Source organism: Asaia sp. A2, from assembly GCF_057319415.1.
This window is the reverse complement of record NZ_JBXWTO010000001.1, coordinates 436885-458472: the sequence shown is the minus strand read 5'-3', so window position 1 is coordinate 458472 and position 21588 is coordinate 436885. Positions and strand designations below refer to the sequence as shown.

At 60.8% G+C, this 21588-nt stretch carries 16 protein-coding genes and 2 pseudogenes; 11 read left to right on the top strand and 7 right to left on the bottom strand.

The features are described from left to right. Nucleotides 1-192: 192 nt before the first annotated feature. The 3 genes from ACWNRM_RS02075 to ACWNRM_RS02065 are packed head-to-tail and all read right to left on the bottom strand — an operon-like array spanning nt 193 to nt 3077. Nucleotides 193-1149 (bottom strand): hypothetical protein, encoded by a 957-nt coding sequence (locus tag ACWNRM_RS02075; RefSeq protein WP_485169255.1) that lies wholly within the window; start codon nt 1147-1149, stop codon nt 193-195. A gap of 21 nt (nt 1150-1170) precedes the next feature. After that, nucleotides 1171-2439 (bottom strand): AAA family ATPase, encoded by a 1269-nt coding sequence (locus tag ACWNRM_RS02070; protein ID WP_485169254.1) that lies wholly within the window; start codon nt 2437-2439, stop codon nt 1171-1173. Beyond that, entirely contained in the window at nt 2436-3077 is a 642-nt protein-coding gene (locus ACWNRM_RS02065; protein WP_485169253.1) for a hypothetical protein, read from the bottom strand. Before ACWNRM_RS02065 ends, ACWNRM_RS02070 begins: the two co-directional genes overlap by 4 nt. A gap of 192 nt (nt 3078-3269) precedes the next feature. Here ACWNRM_RS02065 and rimP point away from each other — a divergent pair, with 192 nt between their 5' ends. The 11 genes and pseudogenes from rimP (at nt 3270) to ACWNRM_RS02010 (ending at nt 16621) form a co-directional block, all read left to right on the top strand. Next, on the top strand, nt 3270-3896 hold the full coding sequence (rimP, locus tag ACWNRM_RS02060) for a ribosome maturation factor RimP (protein ID WP_485169252.1): 627 nt from the start codon (nt 3270-3272) through the stop codon (nt 3894-3896). An 83-nt stretch (nt 3897-3979) separates the two neighbouring features. Then, nucleotides 3980-5524, top strand: a complete 1545-nt coding sequence (nusA, locus tag ACWNRM_RS02055) for a transcription termination factor NusA (RefSeq protein WP_485169251.1) — start codon at nt 3980-3982, stop codon at nt 5522-5524. Between the two features lie 37 nt (nt 5525-5561). Next, on the top strand, nt 5562-6206 hold the full coding sequence (locus ACWNRM_RS02050; RefSeq protein WP_485172139.1) for an RNA-binding protein: 645 nt from the start codon (nt 5562-5564) through the stop codon (nt 6204-6206). After that, nucleotides 6203-6641, top strand: a pseudogene (locus ACWNRM_RS02045) (translation initiation factor IF-2 associated domain-containing protein); the annotation flags it as partial. The gene ACWNRM_RS02050 and the pseudogene ACWNRM_RS02045, both read left to right, overlap by 4 nt. Nucleotides 6642-6847: 206 nt before the next feature. Continuing rightward, nucleotides 6848-9010, top strand: a pseudogene (infB, locus tag ACWNRM_RS02040) (translation initiation factor IF-2); the annotation flags it as partial. Next, the gene (gene rbfA, locus ACWNRM_RS02035) at nt 9007-9432 is read left to right on the top strand and encodes a 30S ribosome-binding factor RbfA (RefSeq protein WP_122039729.1); all 426 of its coding nucleotides are present in this window, start codon (nt 9007-9009) and stop codon (nt 9430-9432) included. The pseudogene infB and the gene rbfA, both read left to right, overlap by 4 nt. A gap of 15 nt (nt 9433-9447) precedes the next feature. After that, nucleotides 9448-10401 carry a tRNA pseudouridine(55) synthase TruB gene (truB, locus tag ACWNRM_RS02030; protein WP_485169250.1) on the top strand — a complete coding sequence of 318 codons (954 nt, stop codon included), beginning with the start codon at nt 9448-9450 and terminating at the stop codon, nt 10399-10401. Continuing rightward, nucleotides 10385-10654 (top strand): 30S ribosomal protein S15, encoded by a 270-nt coding sequence (rpsO, locus tag ACWNRM_RS02025; protein WP_023979579.1) that lies wholly within the window; start codon nt 10385-10387, stop codon nt 10652-10654. The genes truB and rpsO overlap by 17 nt, the downstream gene beginning before the upstream one ends. A gap of 248 nt (nt 10655-10902) precedes the next feature. Next, nucleotides 10903-13056 (top strand): polyribonucleotide nucleotidyltransferase, encoded by a 2154-nt coding sequence (gene pnp, locus ACWNRM_RS02020; protein WP_485169319.1) that lies wholly within the window; start codon nt 10903-10905, stop codon nt 13054-13056. Nucleotides 13057-13116: 60 nt separating this feature from the next. Beyond that, nucleotides 13117-14547 carry an NAD(P)H-dependent flavin oxidoreductase gene (locus ACWNRM_RS02015; RefSeq protein WP_485169249.1) on the top strand — a complete coding sequence of 477 codons (1431 nt, stop codon included), beginning with the start codon at nt 13117-13119 and terminating at the stop codon, nt 14545-14547. 31 nt (nt 14548-14578) lie between these two features. Continuing rightward, on the top strand, nt 14579-16621 hold the full coding sequence (locus ACWNRM_RS02010; protein WP_485169248.1) for an FUSC family protein: 2043 nt from the start codon (nt 14579-14581) through the stop codon (nt 16619-16621). Nucleotides 16622-16660: 39 nt separating this feature from the next. Here the strand turns inward: ACWNRM_RS02010 and ACWNRM_RS02005 are convergent, their stop codons facing one another. From ACWNRM_RS02005 to ACWNRM_RS01990, 4 genes are all read right to left on the bottom strand, one after another. Further along, the gene (locus ACWNRM_RS02005; protein WP_485169247.1) at nt 16661-17083 is read right to left on the bottom strand and encodes a DUF1489 family protein; all 423 of its coding nucleotides are present in this window, start codon (nt 17081-17083) and stop codon (nt 16661-16663) included. 4 nt (nt 17084-17087) lie between these two features. Beyond that, the gene (locus ACWNRM_RS02000; RefSeq protein WP_485169246.1) at nt 17088-18173 is read right to left on the bottom strand and encodes a nucleoside hydrolase; all 1086 of its coding nucleotides are present in this window, start codon (nt 18171-18173) and stop codon (nt 17088-17090) included. A 156-nt stretch (nt 18174-18329) separates the two neighbouring features. After that, the gene (gene hemW / locus ACWNRM_RS01995) at nt 18330-19487 is read right to left on the bottom strand and encodes a radical SAM family heme chaperone HemW (RefSeq protein WP_485169318.1); all 1158 of its coding nucleotides are present in this window, start codon (nt 19485-19487) and stop codon (nt 18330-18332) included. After that, nucleotides 19484-21472, bottom strand: a complete 1989-nt coding sequence (locus tag ACWNRM_RS01990; RefSeq protein ID WP_485169245.1) for a potassium transporter Kup — start codon at nt 21470-21472, stop codon at nt 19484-19486. Before ACWNRM_RS01990 ends, hemW begins: the two co-directional genes overlap by 4 nt. Nucleotides 21473-21588 lie beyond the last annotated feature (116 nt).

Sequence of the window (21588 nt, the reverse complement as noted above, 5' to 3'; positions counted from 1 at the left end):
ATGAAAGACTACCTTCACGGACCAGCGTAGCAGCCGTAGCAACAACTCAGGGCGAAAGATGTTGCTGCACTGCCAGCGTGCGTACGCCCGCCTGTACGCTGTTTGATCAAGAGCATTTTGGAACCGGCAATGTTTGCATCGCTCTGACTCACTGTAGGAGCGTCTCTTCTAGAGGCGTTCCCCTTGAATGGCTCAGGGAGCCGATGGGTCATGGGCAAGGTCCGTCGGAAATGCCGGTCTACCTGCATCATGCGTCATGGCCTGACGGAGGAGCGGCACCCAGCGAGAGAACCAGCGCTCTGTCCTGTGTATGAACTCGTCGGCGGCAGGAACTTGCGACAATGTCGTTTTATCCCAATAGGGAAGGGGGGCCAGCAACTGGACCGTGCCGGTCTTGGTGGGAGCAAGAAGATAGGTGATGCCTGAGCTGCCCTTGGTCGCATCGGTGGAGCCACTGCTCTGGATCCAGTTAGCGACCACAAAAAGGGACGGCATGGGAAAGCCCAGCGCGCCCAGTCTCTTGAAAGCAAGCTGAATCAGCTCGTCAGACGAAATGGCGCCATTCGGCCCCATGACGGCATTGGCAATAAAAGCGCATTCATTCCGGCCATCGGGCCGATCGGCGTAGATGCGGGCGCTGTAATTGCGGTCATCGTGACAATGCGAGGCCGCCGACTGAACGACATCGAGAGGGAGCTGCTCAGTAGCTGTGCGTGCAATCATGACGCCTGTGACGACACCGCGGTCGGTACGCACGAGGATATTGATCAGCATAAGGCCGCCCGGACCGAATTGCCCCGTGAGCACTGGATGCCAGACGCCCGCAGGCAGGGGCAACGTATGCCCACCAAACGGTATCGCTCCAGTCAGTGATGCAGTGATATCGGGTGTCATCAGACGATTGGTGTCGTCCGGCGCTCCGGCCTGCGCTTGAGAGCCCTGCCCGTTACTGGCGGCCTGATTGCTCGCGGTGGATGCGGGGGCAGCGCCATTCGGGGGCTGCATGCCAGGCAGACGTTGGAGCCACGGCGCATGGGCAAGCATCCAGGGCAGGGGGAAGAAGAGGCTCATGATCGTGAAAAAGATCATGATGTAGATCATGAGGCGCCATGCAGGAGCACGACGCCACAGACGGGTAAAAGCTGACACTGACTATCGTTCCGGCAGGGTTCAGGGTGTCAGTCGCGCGTTGAGCGAGACCGAGTCGTCAGCGATTTCGGCTTTGACGCCGTCATTGCCCATGACGAGACGAACGAGCTTTGCATTGTTCTGGCGCGCCAGGATCAGGCTTTCACTGACCATATCCTCGATCGAGCGAACCAGATCTCGTGCCGAGGCTCCGGCACCCAACTTCTGCTGACGCTGCATGAGCTGGAAGAGCAGATAGGCATCGATACCGCCAGCTTCGACATTGAGGCCATAACCCTTGATCATCGCCTCAATTTCCAGCGCCGCAACCCGTGCGAGATCGAGATCGCGCAGTTGACGGAAGACAAAGATACGATCCAGACGGTTCAGGACTTCCGGTGCAAAACCAGCCTTGCGCAGGGCTTCCGTCGATTCCGCGCGCATCCTGTCTGCATCGTCATGAAGACGATCGGCAATTTCGGTCAATGCTTCCGTTGCGATATTGGAGGTGAGCATGAAAATGGCGCGCGTTGTAGACACTTGAGCGCCGGTAGAGGCCTCGGTCACGTGGCCATCATTCCATGCGGTCAGGAATTTCTTGAAAACGTCTGGATGCGCTTTCTCAATCTCGTCGAGCAACACGATTGCATCCGGCTTTTCCTGAAGGCCGCCCGTGAGCTTGCCGAAGCTGTCGGATCCTACATACCCCTTGGGCGAGCCAAAAAGCATGGTTGCAGCATGTGGGCTGGACATCTGGGTCATGTCGAAATGAAGCAGGGGGCGGTCCATCTGCCGTGCGATCTGTTTTGCCAGATAGGTTTTTCCCGTGCCCGGAGGGCCGGCGAGGAGAAAGATTCCGACCGGCTTGTTGCGCACGGTCAGCGCAAGGCGTCGACGTAGCTGCTGGGCAATATCCTCGCAAACCTGATCCTGACCAACGACCTTGGCACGCAGTCCGGCGGCCAATTCCTCGGCATTGATCGCGACTTCCTTCTGCTCTTGGGCAAGAAGCTCTTCGAGGGCAACTCGGTTTGTCAGGCGGGCGAGAATATCCATAACGAAACCTTTGCGACGGCGAAGCCCCTTGCGGGCCAGTTTTGTGGAGCGGACCTCATAGAGGAGGCCGGAGATCGAGAGCAGGGCGGCGAGGCCAGCTATGGGAGGATAGGCGTCCCTTGCCCAGGAGAGGAAGTGAAGCAGCATTCCCCCCGAAAGGTGAAGCGAAACAGCTGCCTGAATGCTCGCAAGGATCAGAAAGATCACCATCATGACGGGCATGAGGCGATTGAGGGCAGGCATCAAGGCTTTCATTGTACGATCACGTCCAGAACAATCTGCTGATCAAGGCTGGCGAGGGTCGGGAGAACCTGAGCGCCGATCGCTGTAAGGATGCCGGTCTGCACCCCCCCTGCCGGGGGCTGGGTCAGGGGGGAGATTGTGACCTCGCCAGCGAGATAGATGGGTAGAACCACAGCCTGCAATTCGGGTTTGAGGGTGAGGCGCTGCGTTATGCCACCCGAGGTGATGGCAACAGACTGACCGGGTAGCCCGGCAATCTGGGCGATAGGCATGCGCACCAGCCGCATGCGGCGGTTTTTCACAGCGGCAAGTATATTGGCCTTCTGCTGGCTATCGAAGCCTGAATGCGCCAGAGCCGACGCAGCCTGCCCGGAGGCAATCAGGGCAAATTGTGCACCCTGATGTTTGGCGTCTGCCCGGATCTGGGGCTCAGTTGCAGGCGACGTGGTTGACGCTTCAAGTGTATGATCTGCTGTTACGCCGCTATGAGCGGCATTGTGCCAGTAGGCCCCTCCCATGCAGGCCATGACAACTGCAGACGCCACGACAAGCTTGGAGGTCAATCCTCCGCTTTCGCGGGCGGATTGATGGCCGCTACCGACTGTTCCATTGAAAAGCGGCTTGAGTTGTGGCTCGGGCGTATCGTTCATCGCTGATGACTGTGGCAGGATAAAAACCCTGACCGCAAGAGCTCTGTTACATGGGGAGTGTAATCAAAAGTTACGCGGCCCGCGTCATCGTGCGCGAGTCTTGCATCAACGGCCATCTTGGCCTAGACAGCATGTATTCCTTTCATCTTTCGTCTTATCGGGGGGTGGCCTTGACGGGCCGCCTTTTTTGTCTTGGCCAATGAAATTCCCAGCCTGAACGGTCTTGAAGCGCGTATCGCGCAGCAGATCGAGCCGACCCTGACCGATCTCGGTTACGAGCTCGTGCGCCTGAGCGTGTTGGGCCGCGAAACGCCCACCATCCAGATCATGGCTGATCGCGCCGATGGGTCCCTGATCGGAATCGAGGATTGTGAGCAGATCAGCCACGCTGTGGGCGCCGTGCTGGATGTGGATGATCCGATCCCCGGCGCATGGACGCTTGAGGTTTCCTCTGCCGGAATCGACCGCCCGCTGACGCGCCTGAAGGATTGGGACCGTTTTGCGGGTCACCTGGTCAAGGCTGAGCTCGATCTGCCGCTCAATGGTCGCAAGCGCTTTTCGGGTATCATCACCGGGACCCGCGAGGGCGCAGCCGTTATTCGTCTGGATGACGGCGAGGAAGCCGTTCTGCCTATCGACACCATTCGCAAGGCCCGTCTTGTGCTGACCGATGCGCTGATTGAGGCGAGTGCTGCAATGCTGGGCATTGCATCCGAGGATGAAGGGGCAGAAGAAGAGGAAGCGCCGCGCCGCAAGACGCCGAAGCTCAATCCTGCCAAGCCGGGCAAGGGATCACGGCCCGGACGAAAGACACACTGAAGTTTGCGTTACTGGGTTTCCCGCCTTTCTTGTTTCTGATGGTCTGCGCCGCATTGGCGCGCCGCATTTGAGGATTTCGTCTGATGGACACCTCCGTTACCCGTCCTGAGCTGCTTCTGGTGGCAGACGCTGTTTCGCGTGAAAAGAACATCGATCGTGAAGAAGTGCTGGAGGCGATGGAGCAGGCCATCCAGAAGGCCGGGCGCGCCAAGTACGGCCACGAAAAGGATATCCGCGCGACGATCGATCGCCGCTCCGGTGAGGTTCGTCTGTCACGCTGGACCGAAGTGGTCGAGACCGTTGAAAACGAGGACACCCAGATTCCTCTCGCCATTGCGGTGAAGTTCCAGCCCGAGATCAAGCTGGGCGAGCATCTGGTCGACCCGCTGCCGCCCATCGATTTCGGCCGTATCGCTGCACAGACCGCCAAGCAGGTTATCGTGCAGCGTGTTCGCGAATATGAGCGCAAGAAGCAGTATAACGAGTTCAAGGACCGCGTGGGCGAGATCGTCAACGGCACGGTTAAGCGCACGGAATACGGCAACCTCATGGTCGAGATCGGTCATACGGAAGCGCTGCTCCGCCGTGACGAACTGATCCCCCGCGAGTCGTTCCGCAATTCCGATCGCGTGCGTGCCTATATCTATGACGTGCGTGACGAAACGCGTGGCCCGCAGATCTTCCTGAGCCGTACACATCCTGCCTTCCTGGCCAAGCTGTTTGCGCAGGAAGTGCCGGAAATCTATGACGGCATCATCGAGATAAAGGCTGTGGCCCGTGATCCGGGATCGCGCGCCAAGATGGCTGTTGTCTCCAAGGACGCATCCATCGACCCGGTTGGTGCTTGTGTTGGTATGCGCGGCTCACGCGTTCAGGCCGTGGTGGCCGAGCTGCAGGGCGAGAAGATCGACATCATCCCCTGGAGCCCTCAGGCCGCAACCTTCGTGGTGAATGCTCTGGCTCCCGCCGAAGTGACCAAGGTGGTCATGGATGAGGAAGCTGGCCGCGTGGAAGTTGTCGTGCCGAACGAGCAGCTTTCGCTTGCCATTGGTCGTCGTGGACAGAACGTGCGACTGGCAAGCCAGCTCACACGCTGGGATATCGACATTCTGACCGAAGCCGAAGAATCCGAGCGCCGTCAGGAAGAATTCCGCAAGCGTACCCAGCTCTTCGTCGATGCGCTCGATGTCGATGACGTGATTGCTGGCCTGCTGGTGACCGAAGGTTTTCACACCATCGAAGAGCTGGCTTATGCCGATCCGGATGAGCTGCATGCCATCGAGGGCTTTGATGAAAGCGTGGCCGAGGAGCTGATGCGCCGTGCCGAGGAATTCCTCGTGCAGAAGGAGCAGGAGCTGGACGACAAGCGCCGTGGCCTTGGCGTTGAGGATTCAATTGCCGAGCTTGGCGTGTTTACCAACGCCATGCTGGTGACGCTGGGTGAGAAGGGCGTAAAATCACTCGATGATCTGGCCGATCTCGCAGGCGACGAGCTTGTCGAAATGCTCGGCAGTGACAATATAGATGAAGATGCTGCCAATGAGATCATCATGGCAGCCCGTGCCCACTGGTTTGATGGTGAGCAGGCAGAGGCAACCCCCGAGGAAGGGGAGGCTTCCGACGTCTGAGATCCACCAAACACAGGCACCGAGTCCCGACTCCGATATCGAGCTTGACCCGATCGAACTCGATGACGAGAAGGGGCCGCAGCGGCGCTGCATCGTGTCTCGCGAGAGCGGGAACCCTGATGTCATGCTGCGTTTTGTCATTGCGCCCGATGGCACAGTCGTACCCGATCTGGCGGCCAAGCTGCCGGGGCGGGGAATCTGGTTGAGTGCCAGACGGGATGTGCTAGAAACCGCGCGGACGCGTCACCTGTTCTCTCGGGCAGCGCGTCGGCCGGTAAAGGTGCCTGAAGATATTGCGCAGGTACTGGTTTCAGGAATAGAAGCGCGGCTGGTGCAGGGCCTTGGGCTCGCGCGCCGAGCCGGGCAGGCTCTCTGTGGGTTTGTTAAGTGTCGCGAATGGATTGCTGCCGGCAAGGCAGGGCTAGTGATCCAGGGATCGGGCGGAAGCCCGGATGAGTTGCGGCGTCTGATATCGGGAAACAGCAAACTTCCGGTACTGACGTTACCGGCCCAGATGCTCGCGACGGCATTCGGGCGGGAACATGCGGTCTATGTTGTGATAGCGCCTGGTGCGCTGGCGCAGCGTCTGATGGCTGAGCATGAACGATTTTTGGGGCTGACCGATGGGTTGGTTCCTGAGCCGCGCAACGAGCGGCTCGGACGGGAACAGGCAGGTATATGAGCGAAGGCAACGAACGGAACCAGGGCACTCAGGCTCAGGGCGGTCAGACAGATGGCCAGAATGTCCAGGATCAGGGCGCCCAGGCTCAGGGTGACCAGGGTAAGGGACGTCTGTCCCTGCGTCCGGGCGGGCGCACGGAAGTCGGGCGTACAGTGGACGCGGGCTCTGTACGTCAGAGCTTCAGTCACGGCCGCTCCAAGGTGGTGCAGGTCGAGGTGCGCAAGAAGCGCGAGACGAGCGAACGCAAGGATGGCCGTGGTGCTGCGGGTGGCCGTGGAGGCCGTGCCGGCGCTGGACGTGCGCTGACGCCTGCGGAACTCGCTATTCGTCAGCGCGTGCTTGAAGAGCAGCGCAAGGAAGCCGCACGCGAGGCGGCACGTCTCGAAGAAGAAAAGATTCGCATCCTCTCCGCGGCAGAAGAAGCCAAGCGTGAGGAAGAGGCTCGCGCCGAAGCAGCTGCCCGCGAGGTCGAGGCCCAGCGTGAAGCTGAAGAGCATGACCGCCAGATGGCTGCTGCGGCTGAAGATCAGGCAAAGCAGGAAGCCCTTGAGGAGCAGCGCAAGGCGCGTGCCGCCGAGCGTGAGCGCGAGGAAGCCGCGCGCCGTGCGCCGCTTGAGGCAGCGGAGTCGGCCCGTCGTACCGGCGGTGTGCAGCTCGCTGCCCCGATGGAGCGTCTGCGTCCGCTGGCCGAGCGCGCTGTCATGGCACCGCGTCCAGTGACGCCCAAGCCCGCACCTGCTGCAGCCGGTGCGTCTGCTGCAGCGCCTCGCAATGAAACGCTTCACCTGCGTCGCGGTGGTGCGGGTGGTGAGACCGAGGATGATCGTCGCGCTGGTCCGCGCCGTGCCCCGGCCGCGCCGCCCCGCCGCGGTGCGCCGGCTGCGCCGAAGAAAAGCGGTGATTCGCGTCGTTCTGGCCGTATCGACGTTCGCGCAGCCATCGAAGGTGATGACGACAAGACACGTTCGCTCGCCTCGGTTCGCCGTCAGCGCGACCGCGAGCGTCGTCAGGCCGAGCTTGAGCGTCTTCGCGCCGACCAGGTTCGTGTGGTGCGTGACGTGATTCTGCCAGAATCCATCTCGGTGGCCGAACTGGCCAACCGTATGGCGCTGCGCCAGGCTGAGGTCGTCAAGGCGCTCATGAAGATGGGTGTGATGGCGACGGCCACGCAGCTGATCGACGCCGATACGGCAGAACTGGTCATCAGCGAGTTCGGCCATCGTGTCCGCCGTGTTGCCGAAAGCGACGTGGAGCTGGGTATTGAGGGTGTGGAAGATCGCGAGGAAGACCTCGTGACACGCGCTCCGGTCGTGACCGTCATGGGCCATGTCGACCACGGCAAGACCTCGCTGCTCGATGCACTGCGTACGACTGATGTGGCGGCCGGTGAAGCCGGTGGCATCACCCAGCATATCGGTGCCTATCAGGTGACGGTGCCCAGTGGCGCGAAGATTACCTTCGTTGACACGCCGGGTCACGAAGCATTCACCTCGATGCGTGCCCGTGGTGCTTCGGTTACCGACGTGGTCGTGCTGGTTGTGGCCGCCGATGACGGCGTGATGCCGCAGACGATCGAGGCCATCAAGCACGCCAAGGCTGCTGATGCGCCGATCATTGTGGCGATCAACAAGATCGACAAACCAGGTGCAAACCCCGACCGCGTGCGTCAGGCCCTGCTGAGTCACGAGATCGTCGTGGAAGCCCTTGGCGGTGACGTGCAGGATGTCGAGGTTTCGGCGCTCAAGCGTACGGGGCTGGACAAGCTGGAAGAGGCCATTCTGCTTCAGGCAGAAGTGCTCGACCTGAAGGCAAATCCGCATCGCGTGGCTGAAGGCTCGGTCATCGAAAGCCGTCTGGATCGCGGTCGCGGTCCGGTGGCAACAGTCCTGGTGCAGAAGGGCACGCTCAATCGCTCCGACATCGTCGTGGCGGGTGCTGAGTGGGGTCGTGTTCGCGCCATGCTGGATGACAAGGGACGCCAGCTCAAGGAAGCCGGTCCGTCCATGCCGGTTGAGCTTCTGGGTATCACGGGTGTTCCCGGTGCCGGCGAACCTTTCGTGGTCGTCGAGAACGAGAACCGTGCCCGCGAGATCTGCGAGTTCCGTCAGCGCAAGCAGAAGGACAAGATGGCAGCCGGTCGTGCCGCAGCCCGCGGTACGCTTGACCAGATGCTGGCCCGTATCCAGGCGGGTGAGCAGAAGGAAGTGGCTCTGCTCATCAAGGCAGACGTGCAGGGCTCTGCCGAGGCTATCGAGGCTTCGGTGCTCAAGCTCGAACACGAAGAAGTTCGTATCCGCGTGCTGAATGCCTCTGTCGGTCAGATCACCGAGAGCGACATCCAGCTGGCCAAGGCATCGAACGCCATCATCGTGGCCTTCAATGTTCGCGCCACCACGCAGGCCCGTGAAATGGCCCAGCGTGAGGATGTGGATATCCGCTACTACTCGATCATCTATCAGGTGACCGACGATGTGGAGCAGCTGGTCAAGGGCAAGGTTGCGCCCAAGCATCGCGAGAAGTTCCTTGGTTACGCCGAGATCCGTCAGGTCTTCAACATCACGAAGGTCGGCAAGGTCGCGGGTTGCTATGTCACCGAGGGCGTGGTCAAGCGTGGCTGTGGTGTGCGTCTGCTGCGTGACAACGTGGTGATCCATGAAGGTGAGCTGAGCCAGCTCAAGCGCTTCAAGGATGACGTCAAGGAAGTGGCCCGTAACTATGAGTGCGGTCTCTCCTTCGCTGGCTACAACGACCTGCGCGAAGGCGACATGGTTGAGTGCTACGAGATGGAAGTGATCCCTGCATGAGGGGTTCGCGTTCCAAGGTGCCGGGCTTTTCAGGGCCCGGCGACGCCGGTGGCCCTTCGCAGCGTCAGCTGAGAATGTCCGAGGAGGTCCGTCGTGTTCTTTCGGATCTCTTCGCCCGCACCGAGTTCCGTGATCCGGAGCTTTCGGGCGTGCATGTGACGGTGACTGAAGTGCGCATCTCCCCCGATTTTCGCCACGCCACGGCTTTTGTCAGCCGTCTCGGGCGTAGCGATATCGAGGAAGTGCTGCCTGCGCTCAAGCGCGTAGCGCCGTTCCTGCGCACAGGACTCTCCAAAACCCTGCGCTCGCGCATTGTGCCGGAAATCCATTTCCAGCCCGATACCGCGCTCGAACATGCGATGGAAATGGATGCGCTGATGCGCACGCCCGAGGTCCGTCGCGATCTCGATTCTGAAGACTGAGTGGAGCGACCCGTCATGGGACGCAAAAGAGGGCAGGATATTGACGGCTGGCTGATCGTCGACAAGAGTCTGAAGATCGGCTCGACCGATGTGGTGAACAAGGCGCGCCGCTTGTTCGATGCCAAGAAGGCCGGACATGGCGGCACGCTGGACCCTTTGGCGACGGGCATTCTGCCGGTCGCTTTCGGTCAGGCCACCAAGACGATCCCCTATATCATGGATGCCACCAAGCGTTATCGCTTCACGCTGTTCCTTGGTGAGTCGCGCACGACCGATGACCGCGAGGGTGAGGTCGTGCTGACAAGCGAGCATCGCCCCAGTGATGCCGAATTGCGTGCGGCTCTTCCTGCGCTCACCGGTGATATCATGCAGGTGCCGCCGGTCTATTCCGCCCTCAAGGTGGATGGCGAGCGATCCTATGACCTCGCACGGGCCGGACGACCGCCCGATCTGCCGCCTCGGCCTGCGCGCGTTGACTCCATCACGCTTGTAGACCGTCCTGATCGTGATCATGCCGTGTTCGAGGTTCAGTCGGGCAAGGGCGTGTATATGCGCAGCCTTGCACGTGACATTGCGCTGGCCTGCGGGACAGTCGGGCATATTGCCGTATTGCGCAGGACCAAATGTGGCCCGTTTGACGAGACCCATGCGATAACACTGGACAAGCTGGTCCAAAATGACGACAAGGCCGATGCACTTTCAGCGCTTCTGCGCCCGGTCTCGACCGCGCTGGCCGACATCCCGGCTCTGGCCGTGACCGACGCAGAAGCACAGGCCTTGCGCTTTGGACAGAGCCTTTCTCTGGCCGATTGCGCCGCTCTGATGCTGACACCGCAGGAGGGTGACGTCCTGCAGGCCCAGGAGGGGGGGTGTCTTGTCGGTTTGTGCCGTGCCCAGGAGGGCCGTCTCAAGCCGATACGGATATTCGAGTCGTTTAAATACGGAGACAGAGATGTCGATTACAGCTGAACGCCGCACGGCGCTGATCGAAGAATTCAAGACCAACCCGACCGACACCGGGTCGCCGGAAGTGCAGGTTGCACTGCTGAGCGAGCGTATCGTCAACCTGACGGGCCATCTGCAGACGCACAAGAAGGACTTCCACTCACGTCGTGGTCTTCTGATGCTCGTTGGCCAGCGTCGTGGCCTGCTTGACTATCTCAAGCGCAAGGATCAGGGCCGCTACCAGACCCTTATCGAGCGTCTCGGCCTGCGCCGCTAATATGCTCGGGCGGAGGGTCATGCCTCCGCCGCCTCCCGTCGTCATTCTGGCGGCGGGATACCAGGCTTCGTCACTGAACGTTGAAGCTGGAGACAGAACCGGCCTTCGGCGTTTCAGGCCACATGGTGACATGCCGGTCCGATCCCGGCCTTTCTTGCCATGCCGTCCGAAACGCTGCCAGCCAGTCAGGGCCCGTTCCCTTCAGATCACCGTAACCGGTGCCAAAGCCCCCTAATCAGGACAGAATGATGTTCAACTACTTCCGCAAGGAAATCGACTGGGCCGGACGCCCGCTCGTTCTGGAAACCGGCAAGATTGCCCGTCAGGCTGATGGTGCGGTTGTCGCCACCTATGGCGATACGGTTGTGCTCTGCACCGCCGTTGGTGCCAAGTCGGTCAAGCCGGGCCAGGACTTCTTCCCGATGACCGTCAACTATCAGGAAAAGGCCTATGCAGCTGGCCGTATTCCTGGCGGCTTCTTCAAGCGCGAGGGCCGTCCGTCCGAGAGCGAGACCCTGATCTCGCGTCTGATCGACCGTCCGATCCGCCCGCTCTTCCCAGAGAACTTCCGCAATGAAGTGCAGGTTACGGCGACCGTTCTCAGCCATGACATGGAAAATGACCCCGCACTGGTTGCGCTGATCGGCTGCTCGGCCGCGCTCACCCTTTCGGGTATCCCGTTCTATGGTCCGGTTGGCGTGGCGCGCGTAGCCCGCATCAATGACCAGCTCGTCATCAACCCGACCATTGCGGAGATGAAGGAGAGCGCGCTCGATCTCGTCGTCGCCGGGACGAGTGAAGGCGTGCTGATGGTTGAATCCGAAGCTTCCGAGCTTTCGGAAGAGATCATGCTCGAAGCCGTGACCGCTGGCCATGCCGCTTTCCAGCCCGTGATCGATGCGATCATCGATCTGGCCGAGCACGCCGCCAAGCAGCCCTGGGACCTCGAAGGCCCCACCAAGGAGCAGATCGCCCTGCGCAAGCGCGTGGAGAAGATCGGCACCAAGCTGATGGCTGACGCCTATAAGGAAAAGGCCAAGCAGGCACGCTACGAGAAGATCGCGACCGCCAAGGCGCGCATCATCGAAGGCCTGACCGAGGAAGGTCTGGACGTCGATATGGCCAAGCCGATGCTCAAGGAGCTTGAGGCCCAGGTCGTTCGTGGCGCCATCCTGAAGACCGGCATCCGTATCGACGGTCGCGACACCAAGACGGTGCGCCCGATTGTGTCTGAAGTCGGCATCCTGCCGCGCGCTCACGGCTCCTCGCTCTTCACGCGTGGTGAGACGCAGGCTCTGGTTGTTGCCACGCTGGGCACCACCCAGGACGAGCAGATCATCGACGCCCTTGAAGGCGAGTACCGCTCGAACTTCATGCTGCACTACAACTTCCCGCCCTACTCGGTTGGTGAGTGCGGCCGCATGGGAAGCCCGGGCCGTCGCGAGATCGGCCATGGCAAGCTGGCCTGGCGTGCGCTGCATCCGCTCCTGCCGGGCAAGGACCGCTTCCCCTACACGGTGCGTATCGTTTCCGAGATCACCGAGAGCAACGGATCGTCCTCGATGGCCACCGTCTGCGGTTCGTCGCTGGCGCTGATGGATGCAGGCGTGCCGCTGCCGCGTCCCGTCGCCGGTATCGCCATGGGCCTGATCAAGGAAGATCGCGGCTACGCCGTGCTGTCCGACATCCTGGGTGACGAAGATCACCTTGGTGACATGGACTTCAAGGTGGCCGGTACCGAATCCGGTATCACTGCGCTGCAGATGGACATCAAGATCACCTCGATCACGCCTGAAATCATGAAGGTGGCGCTCGAGCAGGCCCGTGATGGTCGTATCCACATCCTCGGCGAGATGGCCAAGGCTATCGATGAAGGTCGTGAGGGGGTCTCGCGCAATGCGCCGAAGATCACCACCATGAACATCGCCAAGGAGAAGATCCGTGATGTGATCGGTTCGGGTGGCAAGGTCATTCGCGAGATCGTCGAGTTTTCGGGTGCGAAGGTCGACATCAACGACGAAGGTGTCATCACCATCGCTGCCTCGAATGATGAGCAGGCCCAGAAGGCCATCTCGCGCATCGAAGGCATCGTGGCTGAGCCGGAAATCGGCCGCATCTACGATGGCAAGGTCGTAAAGACCGCCGATTTCGGTGCATTCGTGAACTTCCTCGGCCCGCGTGACGGTCTGGTGCATATCTCCGAGCTGACCGATGGTCGCGTGGCCAAGACCACCGATGTCGTGAAGCAGGGCGATGCCGTCAAGGTCATGGTTGTCGGCTTCGATGATCGCGGCAAGGTCAAGCTGTCGATGCGCGTTGTCGATCAGCAGACCGGTGCCGATATCTCGGAGAGCGTCGGTGCAAAGGCTGCTCGTCCGACCAGGCAGCGCGACGCTGACTGATCTCCCGTTTCAGGAGGAGAGCTATAAAGGGCTCTCCTCCCTCGGAGTACAACACTGATTATGATGTCGATTGATACCGTCCGTATGGCGGGCCGGGAAGTTCTTCCCCTCGTTGAGGGTGGCAAGGGCGTCTCGGTTTCGACCGGTATATCAGCAGGCCATTGGGCTGCTGCTGGTGGCGTGGGCACTGTCTCTGCCGTCAATGCCGACAGCTATGACGCAGATGGCAACCGTATCCCCCAGATCTATTCGGGCCGTACGCGCCGTGAGCGTCATGAGGAACTGATCCGCTACGCGATCGAGGGCGGTATCACCCAGGTTCGCATTGCCCGCGAAATTGCAGGCAGCAAGGGTATGATCAACGCCAATCTCCTGTGGGAGATGGGCGGTGCCGAGCAGGTGATCGAGGGTATTCTCGAGGGCGCCCCTGGCATGATCGACGGGCTGACCTGCGGTGCAGGCATGCCCTACCGCCTTTCCGAGATCGCGGCACGTCATAACGTGCATTATTACCCTATCGTCTCTTCGGCGCGCGCGTTCAACGCGCTGTGGAAGCGTTCGTACAGCAAGACATCCGAATTGCTGGGTGGCGTGGTTTATGAGGATCCCTGGCGGGCGGGCGGCCATAACGGGCTGTCGAACACCGAAAACCCGCTCAACCCGGAAGACCCCTATCCCCGCGTTGCCGCGCTGCGCAAATCCATGAACCAGTTCGGTCTTGAGACCGTGCCGATCATCATGGCAGGCGGTGTCTGGTGGCTTGAGGAGTGGGCGCACTGGTTCAATAATCCCGAGATCGGCCCGATCGTGTTCCAGTTCGGCACACGTCCGTTGCTGACTCAGGAGAGCCCAATTCCCGATGCATGGAAGCGCCGCCTGCGCCGCCTGCATGAGGGCGATGTGTATCTCAATCGCTTCTCGCCCACCGGCTTCTACTCATCGGCTGTGAACAACAGCTTCATGCAGAACCTGCGCGGGCGTTCCGAGCGTCAGGTGGCCTATAGCAGCGAACCTGTGGGCGAGCATGATACGCCTCATGGGATCGGCGCGCGCAAGCGCGAGGTCTGGATGACCGCGACGGATCGTGAGCATGTTCTGGCTTGGGAGGCTGCGGGCTATACCGAGGCCATGCGCACGCCGGATTCGACACTCGTTTTCGTCACACCTGAGGAAAGCCGCGTGATCGTGGCCGATCAGGTGGCCTGCATGGGCTGTCTTTCGGAATGTCGCTTCTCCAACTGGAGCCAGCGTGGCCCGAACTATACCAATGGGGTCAAGTCCGATCCGCGTTCCTTCTGCATCCAGAAGAGCCTGCAAGACATTGCTCATGCCGATGACAGTATGGGGATCGAGGCCGCTGACCAGCTGGTTGATCATAACCTGATGTTCGGTGGGACGAACGCATGGCGTTTCGGTTCCGATCCGTTCTATGCTGACGGCTTCACGCCGACAGTCGGTCAGCTTGTTGAACAGATCATGACGGGGCGCTGAGCGCCCTCAAGCAGCGGAGGTGCGAAACGGCATGATGAAGGGCAAGACCCGGCTTTCTGCCTCTCGCCCTCTGGCTGCCTTTCTGACAACCTCAACAAACCATCTCGCCCGTTATGCCATCACGCTTACGCCCGAGCAGCTGAGCCTGTATGAAGGCGCACGAGCGGGCCTTGTCACGGCCCTCGCTCTGACACCCTCGCTCTTTTTCGACCAACCCGTACTCGCGTGGATTGCCTTCGCCTGTTTCTGGGCCTGTCTGATTGATCCGGGTGGCCCCAATCGCGAGCGCTTTCAGGTTCTGGGCGGGTTCACGCTGGCTGGCACCCTTCTTGTCTTCGGGGTTTCCAGCCTGTGCCTGTTCGGCCCCTGGGCCACTGTGCCGCTCGTGGCGCTTATCGGGCTGGGTTGTGGTCTGGCGCGTATGTTCTCCCCGGCGGTCATGCAGCTTTGGGCGCTGGCTGGCTGTGCCGCCGTTGCAGCCACCGGTTTTCCCTCTCCTCCGCGTCAGGCGGCGGAGATTGCAGGGCTGTTTTTTGCGGGCGGTGCCTTGGCCACGCTGTTCTGTCTCGTGCTTTGGCGGCAGCAGCCCTATGCCCCGGCGCGACGCAGCCTTTCGGCAACCTTTTATATTCTCGATCTGATGGCGCGCGAGTTATCGGCCGGGCGTCTGCGCGAGGCTGTGCATCGTCAGGCGGCGCGAAACGCGATTGAGCGTGCCCGAACCTTGCTGCTGATGCTTGATGCACGACATGGCAATATGCGCCTGCGTCGGCGCATGGAAGCGACACTCATGGCAGCCGAGCGTGTCTTTACCGCTCTGCTCGCGTTGGAACATCTCTCGCAGAATGGGCCTTTATCGCCTGAGCTGCGCGTTCTTCTCGCGCGTCTTGGCATGGCCTGCCACGAGTGCATGCGACAGGTTGCACGGCCTGAACCCGATTTTCGTATTCTCGGGCAACTTGCACAGCGTCTTGACAGGGAGTCTCGCAATGGCGGTGTGGTGAATGCCATGCCTATCATCGCCTGCGCCACGGCTTTCCAGCAAATGATCGCAGCGTTTTCGCGCCGCCATCGTGAGGAAGGTGAAGGGCAATCCGCGCGCGCGCACGCCCTGACCCCGTTGATATGGCGCCATGCGCTTCGTCTTTCTCTGGCGCTCACCCTGACCCAGATCGTCTGTCTGTATGGCGGCGAAGGGTTTTCCTACTGGGCGCTGATCGCGGCACTGCTGGTCATGCAGCCGGCTGGTAATCTGACCATCGTGCGCAGCATGGAACGCGTTGTGGGCAGTATCGGGGGGAGTCTGCTCGCGGCGCTCTGCGCTATGGTGCTGCCGGGCAAGATCCCCCTCCTGATCGCAGCGGTTTTTCTCTCTCTCGCTGCAATTGCGACCCGGGCCGTCAATTACACCATGCTGGTGTTCTTCCTGACCGGCTTGGTGGTTGTCATTGCCGAGGCGCTGATGCCGGGGAGCGGCATCGTGTGGGCGCGCGTGCTGGATAATCTGATCGGCAGCGGGATTGCTCTGCTTTGCGTCCTGCTGCTCTGGCCCCAGCGCGGCGATTCCGACCGGGAGACGCTGGTCAGGCGCGCGATACTGGCCCATTGCCGCTATGCCAGCCTTGTTCTCTCTGGCGATATGGATCAGGGCCAGACCGACAAGGCGCAGCGTGAGGCCGGGATGACAACGATTGCTGCCGAGTTTTCTCGTGGGGGGCTGCCTTTGTTCGGCGGACTGGTGACGCAGCTGCGCGATGGGACGTCTCGGGATGTGCAGGCCGTCCTGCGGGCGCTGCGTCGCCTGAGCGGCGAACTGACCCTCTATCGCTTTGATATGCAGAACGGGTTGCGAAGCCCTGACCCGCAGGAGGCAGAACGCTTCGAGCGATGGGCGCAGGCGATCGCGTCAGAGGGAAAGACTTCCGGCGCGAAGGTTGTGCCGCGAGATGCCGGGGGGACGGGCCATCTCGCCATGCAGGAAGTTCTGACCTGGCTCAATGATGAGACGGCTTTGATGCGTCTGGGGCAGAAGGCCGGGCTTCAGAACAAGGTGGCAGGAGATGCCATGCTATGATGCCGCCTCCGCCTGTCCGGAAATCAGAGCAGAGAGAAATCAGATCAGGCAGAGTTCTGACAGGCTGCGTCTGAGCGCCGGGGGGAGGTTCTCGATCCCCGTCGCTGCGGGTGACGCGCCGAGATCTATGGGCGCATCCTCCGGCTTCAGATAACGCCAGCCCTGAAATGGACGCATGGCACGTGGCTGAACCGGAATGATCTCATCAGTAACGAGGATATGGGTGCCCAGCTGACCATCAGGGCGGGTGAAGGGTCGGAACCCGACGATGGGCTGACGGCACAGCACCAGCCCACCCATCACCCGAAAAAGCGAGCCCTGCCCACTGATCTCATCGGCCTGCTTGGGCATTGTGCGTGTGCGTATGACACCGTACCCCTCGACATGCTCGCCGCGTTGCATCCAGGCAGCGAGTTCATCGAGTGTCGTGCAACCGACGACCAGTTTGATCATGTGCAACAAGGGATCAGTGCTTTCCCATGAAGCCCTGCGCCCAGCCGGCATAGAGCTTCTTGAAGCGATCGACATCAATGGCCTGCACGATGCTGACCTTGCGAACGCCCATTGCTTTGGGTGCCAGGGCATCAGGCCAGACATAGGCGTGGCCATAGCCAATGCCCTTGCCGATCTCGACATCCATATAGGCGTCCTGTTTCCTGGTAACGAGGGAGGGATCGGCCACGATGGCGCTCGTGACTTCATCCCACATGGCCAGCGGAACATAGTAGCGCACGAGATAATCGGTGGTGGCCGAGCGATGGTCCTTCGCAATGGCCTCAACCTCAGCCTTGCTGAGCACCACGTCATTGGAGACATTGGCGACAGAGGTGATATGGGCCCAGGGCGCGGTCAGGGTGATGTGCGCGGCCTCGGGGTCGAAAATCAGATTGAAATCCGATCCGTTATCCGCATTGCCGGTGACAGACATCATCGACAGATCGAGATAGCCGCCCATGAAGACAAGCTGTTTGGCCGTGCTCGCAAAGCTCGGGTCCAGACGAATGGCCAACGCCAGATTGGTCATGGGGCCAGCTTCGATGATCGTCACCTCATGAGGGTGAGCATGGACCTGCTGGATCATGAACAGCGCTGCAGGGATGCCCTGAGGCTGAAGCTCGGGCTTGCCGTCGGGGGTCGGGGCAACACCGGGCTGCATGTCAGGGGTCTTGTCCATGGACCCCATGCCACCCCAGGCGCCTTTCCAGGGCAGGCTGCCATATTGCTGCTCGCGCAGGCGCGTGAGTGCCACTGTGTTGATCAGGGGTTGAGTTGCCCCGTCATAAACCGGCACATCACGATGCCCCGAAATTTCCAGAAAGCGGCGGATACGTGCGCTTTCAGCATTTTCCCAGTCATCGCCGGCCACGACCGTCAGGCCGAGAACCTTCAGTTTCGGGTTGTTCAGCAGGGGAATGACGGATTGGATGTTCGAGCCCCCCGGGCCCAGATAGTCATTATCGGCAATCACAAGCTCCGGACCGTTCCGGGTTTCGGCGGAGGCTGTGCCGATGGTGAGGGCGGCAAGCGCCAGACTGGCAAGGAAACAACGCATAAGCTGGTTCGACTCCGGAAAAGCGGGACGGTTCCCTGTGTCTCATACTGTGAGCAATAAGGTCTCAGGGGAAGGGGGCGAACGTCATCCTGCGGCGTGCAGGGTGTTCATGCGCCTGGATAATCGAAAAGCAGAAGACCGGTAACTTGCAGGAGATCAGAGGACCAGAGCACCCAACAGGGCTTCCAGCCTCACACGACCGTCGTCTGTGGCAATGAGTCGATTGTCCCGGAGGCTGAGATAATCCTCTTCCTGCGCCGCCTCGAAAATCATCGGGTCCACACACTCGGTCAGTGGGCGCCCTGTACGCATTGCGAACCAGTCCAGATCAATCCCTTCGCGCAGGCGCAACCCCATCAGGAGCGCCTCACGCCCGCATTCTTCAGATGACAGGGGCGTTTCCTCGGTCGACCCGCTTCCTCGCTTTTCGACACGGTCTGCCCAGATTTCCGGAGCACGATGCCGCCGTGTGGCCAGAAGTGTGTCGTCCAGCGTCAGCCTGCCATGCGCTCCCGGCCCGATGCCGATATAATCCTGATAACGCCAGTAGGTGAGGTTGTGACGGCTCTCGGCACCGGGGCGGGCATAATTCGAGATTTCGTAATCACGCATCCCGAAGAGGCCTGCGATTTCGGCGGTCTTTTCATACAGGCGGGCGGCTTCATCTCCCTCGGGCAGGGTGAACCGCCCCTGTCGATAGAGTGCCTCGAATTTCGTGCCTTGTTCGATGGTGAGCTGATAGAGGGACAGGTGATCGGAGGCGAGGGCAAGCGCCTCGCGCAACTCTGCCTCCCAGGCGCTCAGGCTCTGACCGGGGCGGGCATAAATCAGGTCGAAGGAAAGCCGCGGGAAGAGGGCGCGCGCTGTCTCCAGAGCCTGCATGGCCTGTCCGGCCGAATGTTCGCGGCCCAGAAAACGCAGGGAGTCCTCGTTCAGGCTCTGGATGCCGAGTGATATCCGATTGACCCCCGCCTGGGCGAAGCCGGCGAGTTTCTCGCGCTCCACGCTGGTCGGGTTGGCTTCGAGTGTGATTTCGAGATCAGGGGCTGCGTCGAAATGGTGCAGGGCATCCTGAATGATCAGGGCGACGGTTTCAGGGCGCATGAGCGACGGTGTGCCGCCACCGAAAAAGATCGAGCGCAGGCTGCGCCGCCCCGCACGCGCTGCGTCATGGGCGAGTTCCTGGCGCAGTGCTGCCGTGAAGCGCTCATGCGGGATGACGTCGCGCACATGGGAGTTGAAGTCGCAATAGGGGCATTTGGCCAGACAGAAGGGCCAGTGCACATAGAGCGAGAGCGGCGGAGCTGCGCTCAGATTGCGATCCTCACGCCAAGCTCGACCACACGGTCAGGCGGGATACGGAAGAATTCGGTGCTGGGCACAGCATTGCGCACCATCAGCAGGAACAGCCACATGCGCCAGATCGAGAGCTTGGGCAGGGTGGAGCGCACGACCAGTTCACGCGACACGAAATACGAGGCCTGAATGGCATCGAACTCCACCCCGGCTGCATTCAGTTCCTCAAGGGCCTTGGGCAGATGGGGCATTTCCATAAAGCCGTAGCGCACGATCACACGGTGAATGTTCGGCGCCAGCTCCTGCACCATCGCACGATGGCCGCGCTCTGCCTCGGGCTGATCCAGGTTCTGCACCGTCACGAACAGGACGTGGTCGTGCAGCACCTTATTATGCTTGAGATTGTGCAGGAGGCAGGTGGGGACGGTATCGGGATTGGCCGTCAGGAACACGGCCATGCCAGGAACCCTGACTGTGCGTGATTGGGGCAAACGCGCCAGAAATGACGCCATGGGTAGTGAATCTGCCATCTGGCGGGCGCGGATCAGGCTGCGACCACGCGCCCATGTGGTCATGAGAATGGTGGCCGAGACGCCGATGGCCAGAGGCACCCAGCCGCCATCGGGGATCTTCAGCACATTCGCTGCAAAGAAAGTCCCATCGCTGAGCAGGAAGAACCCGAAAACGAGACCTGCCAGAGGGGCGCTCCAGTTGAACACGCGACGGAACACCACCATGGCCAGAACCGCCGTGCACATGAAGGTGCCTGTCACGGCAATGCCGTAAGCCGCTGCCAGGGCCGAGGAGGAGCGGAAGGAGAGAACGAGGAGGATCGAACCTACGGCAAGCACCCAATTGAACACAGGAAGATAGATCTGGGCTTCTTCCTCCGCATTGGTGTGGGTGATGCGCATACGGGGCAGATAGCCCAGCTGGATAAGCTGGCGGCAGAGCGAAAAGCCGCCGGAAATCCCGGCCTGGCTGGCAATCACGGTCGCCATGGTGGCAAGCAGCAGAAGAGGAATCTGAGCCCAGCCGGGGGCCAGGTGATAAAAAGGATTTTGCAGCGCTGCCGGGTTACGCAGAAGCAGGGCACCTTGACCCAGATAGTTCAGAGTCAGGGATGGCAGGACGAAAAACAGCCACGCATAGCGGATGGGTGTCCGGCCGAAATGCCCCATATCGGCATAAAGCGCCTCGGCACCTGTCACGGAAAGAACGACAGAGCCCAGCGCGATGAAGGCCAGCCAACCGTGATAGAGCACGAACTGCGCAGCGTAATAAGGCGAAAGTGCCATCAGGATATGGGGCGTCTGGGCGATGGAATGAATGCCCATGACGGCCAGCGTCAGAAACCAGACCATCATGATCGGGCCGAAGGCACGACCGATCTTGCCGGTGCCGAGCGCCTGCGCGCTGAACAGGGCAATCAGGATGATGATCGCGACCGGTATGATGATGTGGGAGGCTGATGGCACCGAGACCTCGATACCCTCAATGGCCGAAAGAACCGAAACTGCCGGCGTGATGATGCCATCACCAAAGAAAAGGCACGCCCCGCCAATACCCACAATGCCGAAGAACCAGCGATATCTAGGCGATTTGCAGACGCGCTGCGCCAGAGACATCAGCGCGATGATACCGCCTTCGCCATCATGGTCGGCGCGCATGACAAGCATGACGTACTTGATGGTGACGACCAGCATGAGCGCCCAGAAGATTAGGCTTTCAATGCCCATGATCTCCCAGCTTTCTGCCGGATGACGGATCGAGCCGACGATCTGGACAGAGGCCTGAAAGGCGTAGAGCGGGCTGGTGCCGATATCACCATAAACAACCCCCAGAACGCCCAGAAGGCCGGCCAGACCGACAGGGGCTTTCTTGTGCAGGCCGTCATTCGCACCAAACTCACGAATGGAGCCCTGCCCGTCGGTTGCGTTTCTGACAACGGACCCTGGTTCTGCGGCGGTGGAACCTGGCTGTCCGGCAGGCCTGTCTGTCATTTCTGTTCCATCTCATGGCAAGCGCGAGGCAAGCACGTGGGCAAATACGGTGCGTGATACACATAGATGTGAGCGATCACTGACATAAAGCCTGCCATACGATCATTCGTCCTGTC

Excerpts from the sequence above, each read along its gene's own strand:
- ACWNRM_RS02070 (WP_485169254.1), bottom strand. The coding sequence starts at position 2,439 with ATGAAAGCCTTGATGCCTGCCCTCAATCGCCTCATGCCCGTCATGATG.
- ACWNRM_RS02065 (WP_485169253.1), bottom strand. The coding sequence starts at position 3,077 with ATGAACGATACGCCCGAGCCACAACTCAAGCCGCTTTTCAATGGAACA.
- nusA (WP_485169251.1), top strand. The coding sequence starts at position 3,980 with ATGGACACCTCCGTTACCCGTCCTGAGCTGCTTCTGGTGGCAGACGCT.
- rbfA (WP_122039729.1), top strand. The coding sequence starts at position 9,007 with ATGAGGGGTTCGCGTTCCAAGGTGCCGGGCTTTTCAGGGCCCGGCGAC.
- truB (WP_485169250.1), top strand. The coding sequence starts at position 9,448 with ATGGGACGCAAAAGAGGGCAGGATATTGACGGCTGGCTGATCGTCGAC.
- rpsO (WP_023979579.1), top strand. The coding sequence starts at position 10,385 with ATGTCGATTACAGCTGAACGCCGCACGGCGCTGATCGAAGAATTCAAG.
- pnp (WP_485169319.1), top strand. The coding sequence starts at position 10,903 with ATGTTCAACTACTTCCGCAAGGAAATCGACTGGGCCGGACGCCCGCTC.
- ACWNRM_RS02015 (WP_485169249.1), top strand. The coding sequence starts at position 13,117 with ATGATGTCGATTGATACCGTCCGTATGGCGGGCCGGGAAGTTCTTCCC.
- ACWNRM_RS02010 (WP_485169248.1), top strand. The coding sequence starts at position 14,579 with ATGATGAAGGGCAAGACCCGGCTTTCTGCCTCTCGCCCTCTGGCTGCC.
- ACWNRM_RS02000 (WP_485169246.1), bottom strand. The coding sequence starts at position 18,173 with ATGCGTTGTTTCCTTGCCAGTCTGGCGCTTGCCGCCCTCACCATCGGC.
- ACWNRM_RS01990 (WP_485169245.1), bottom strand. The coding sequence starts at position 21,472 with ATGACAGACAGGCCTGCCGGACAGCCAGGTTCCACCGCCGCAGAACCA.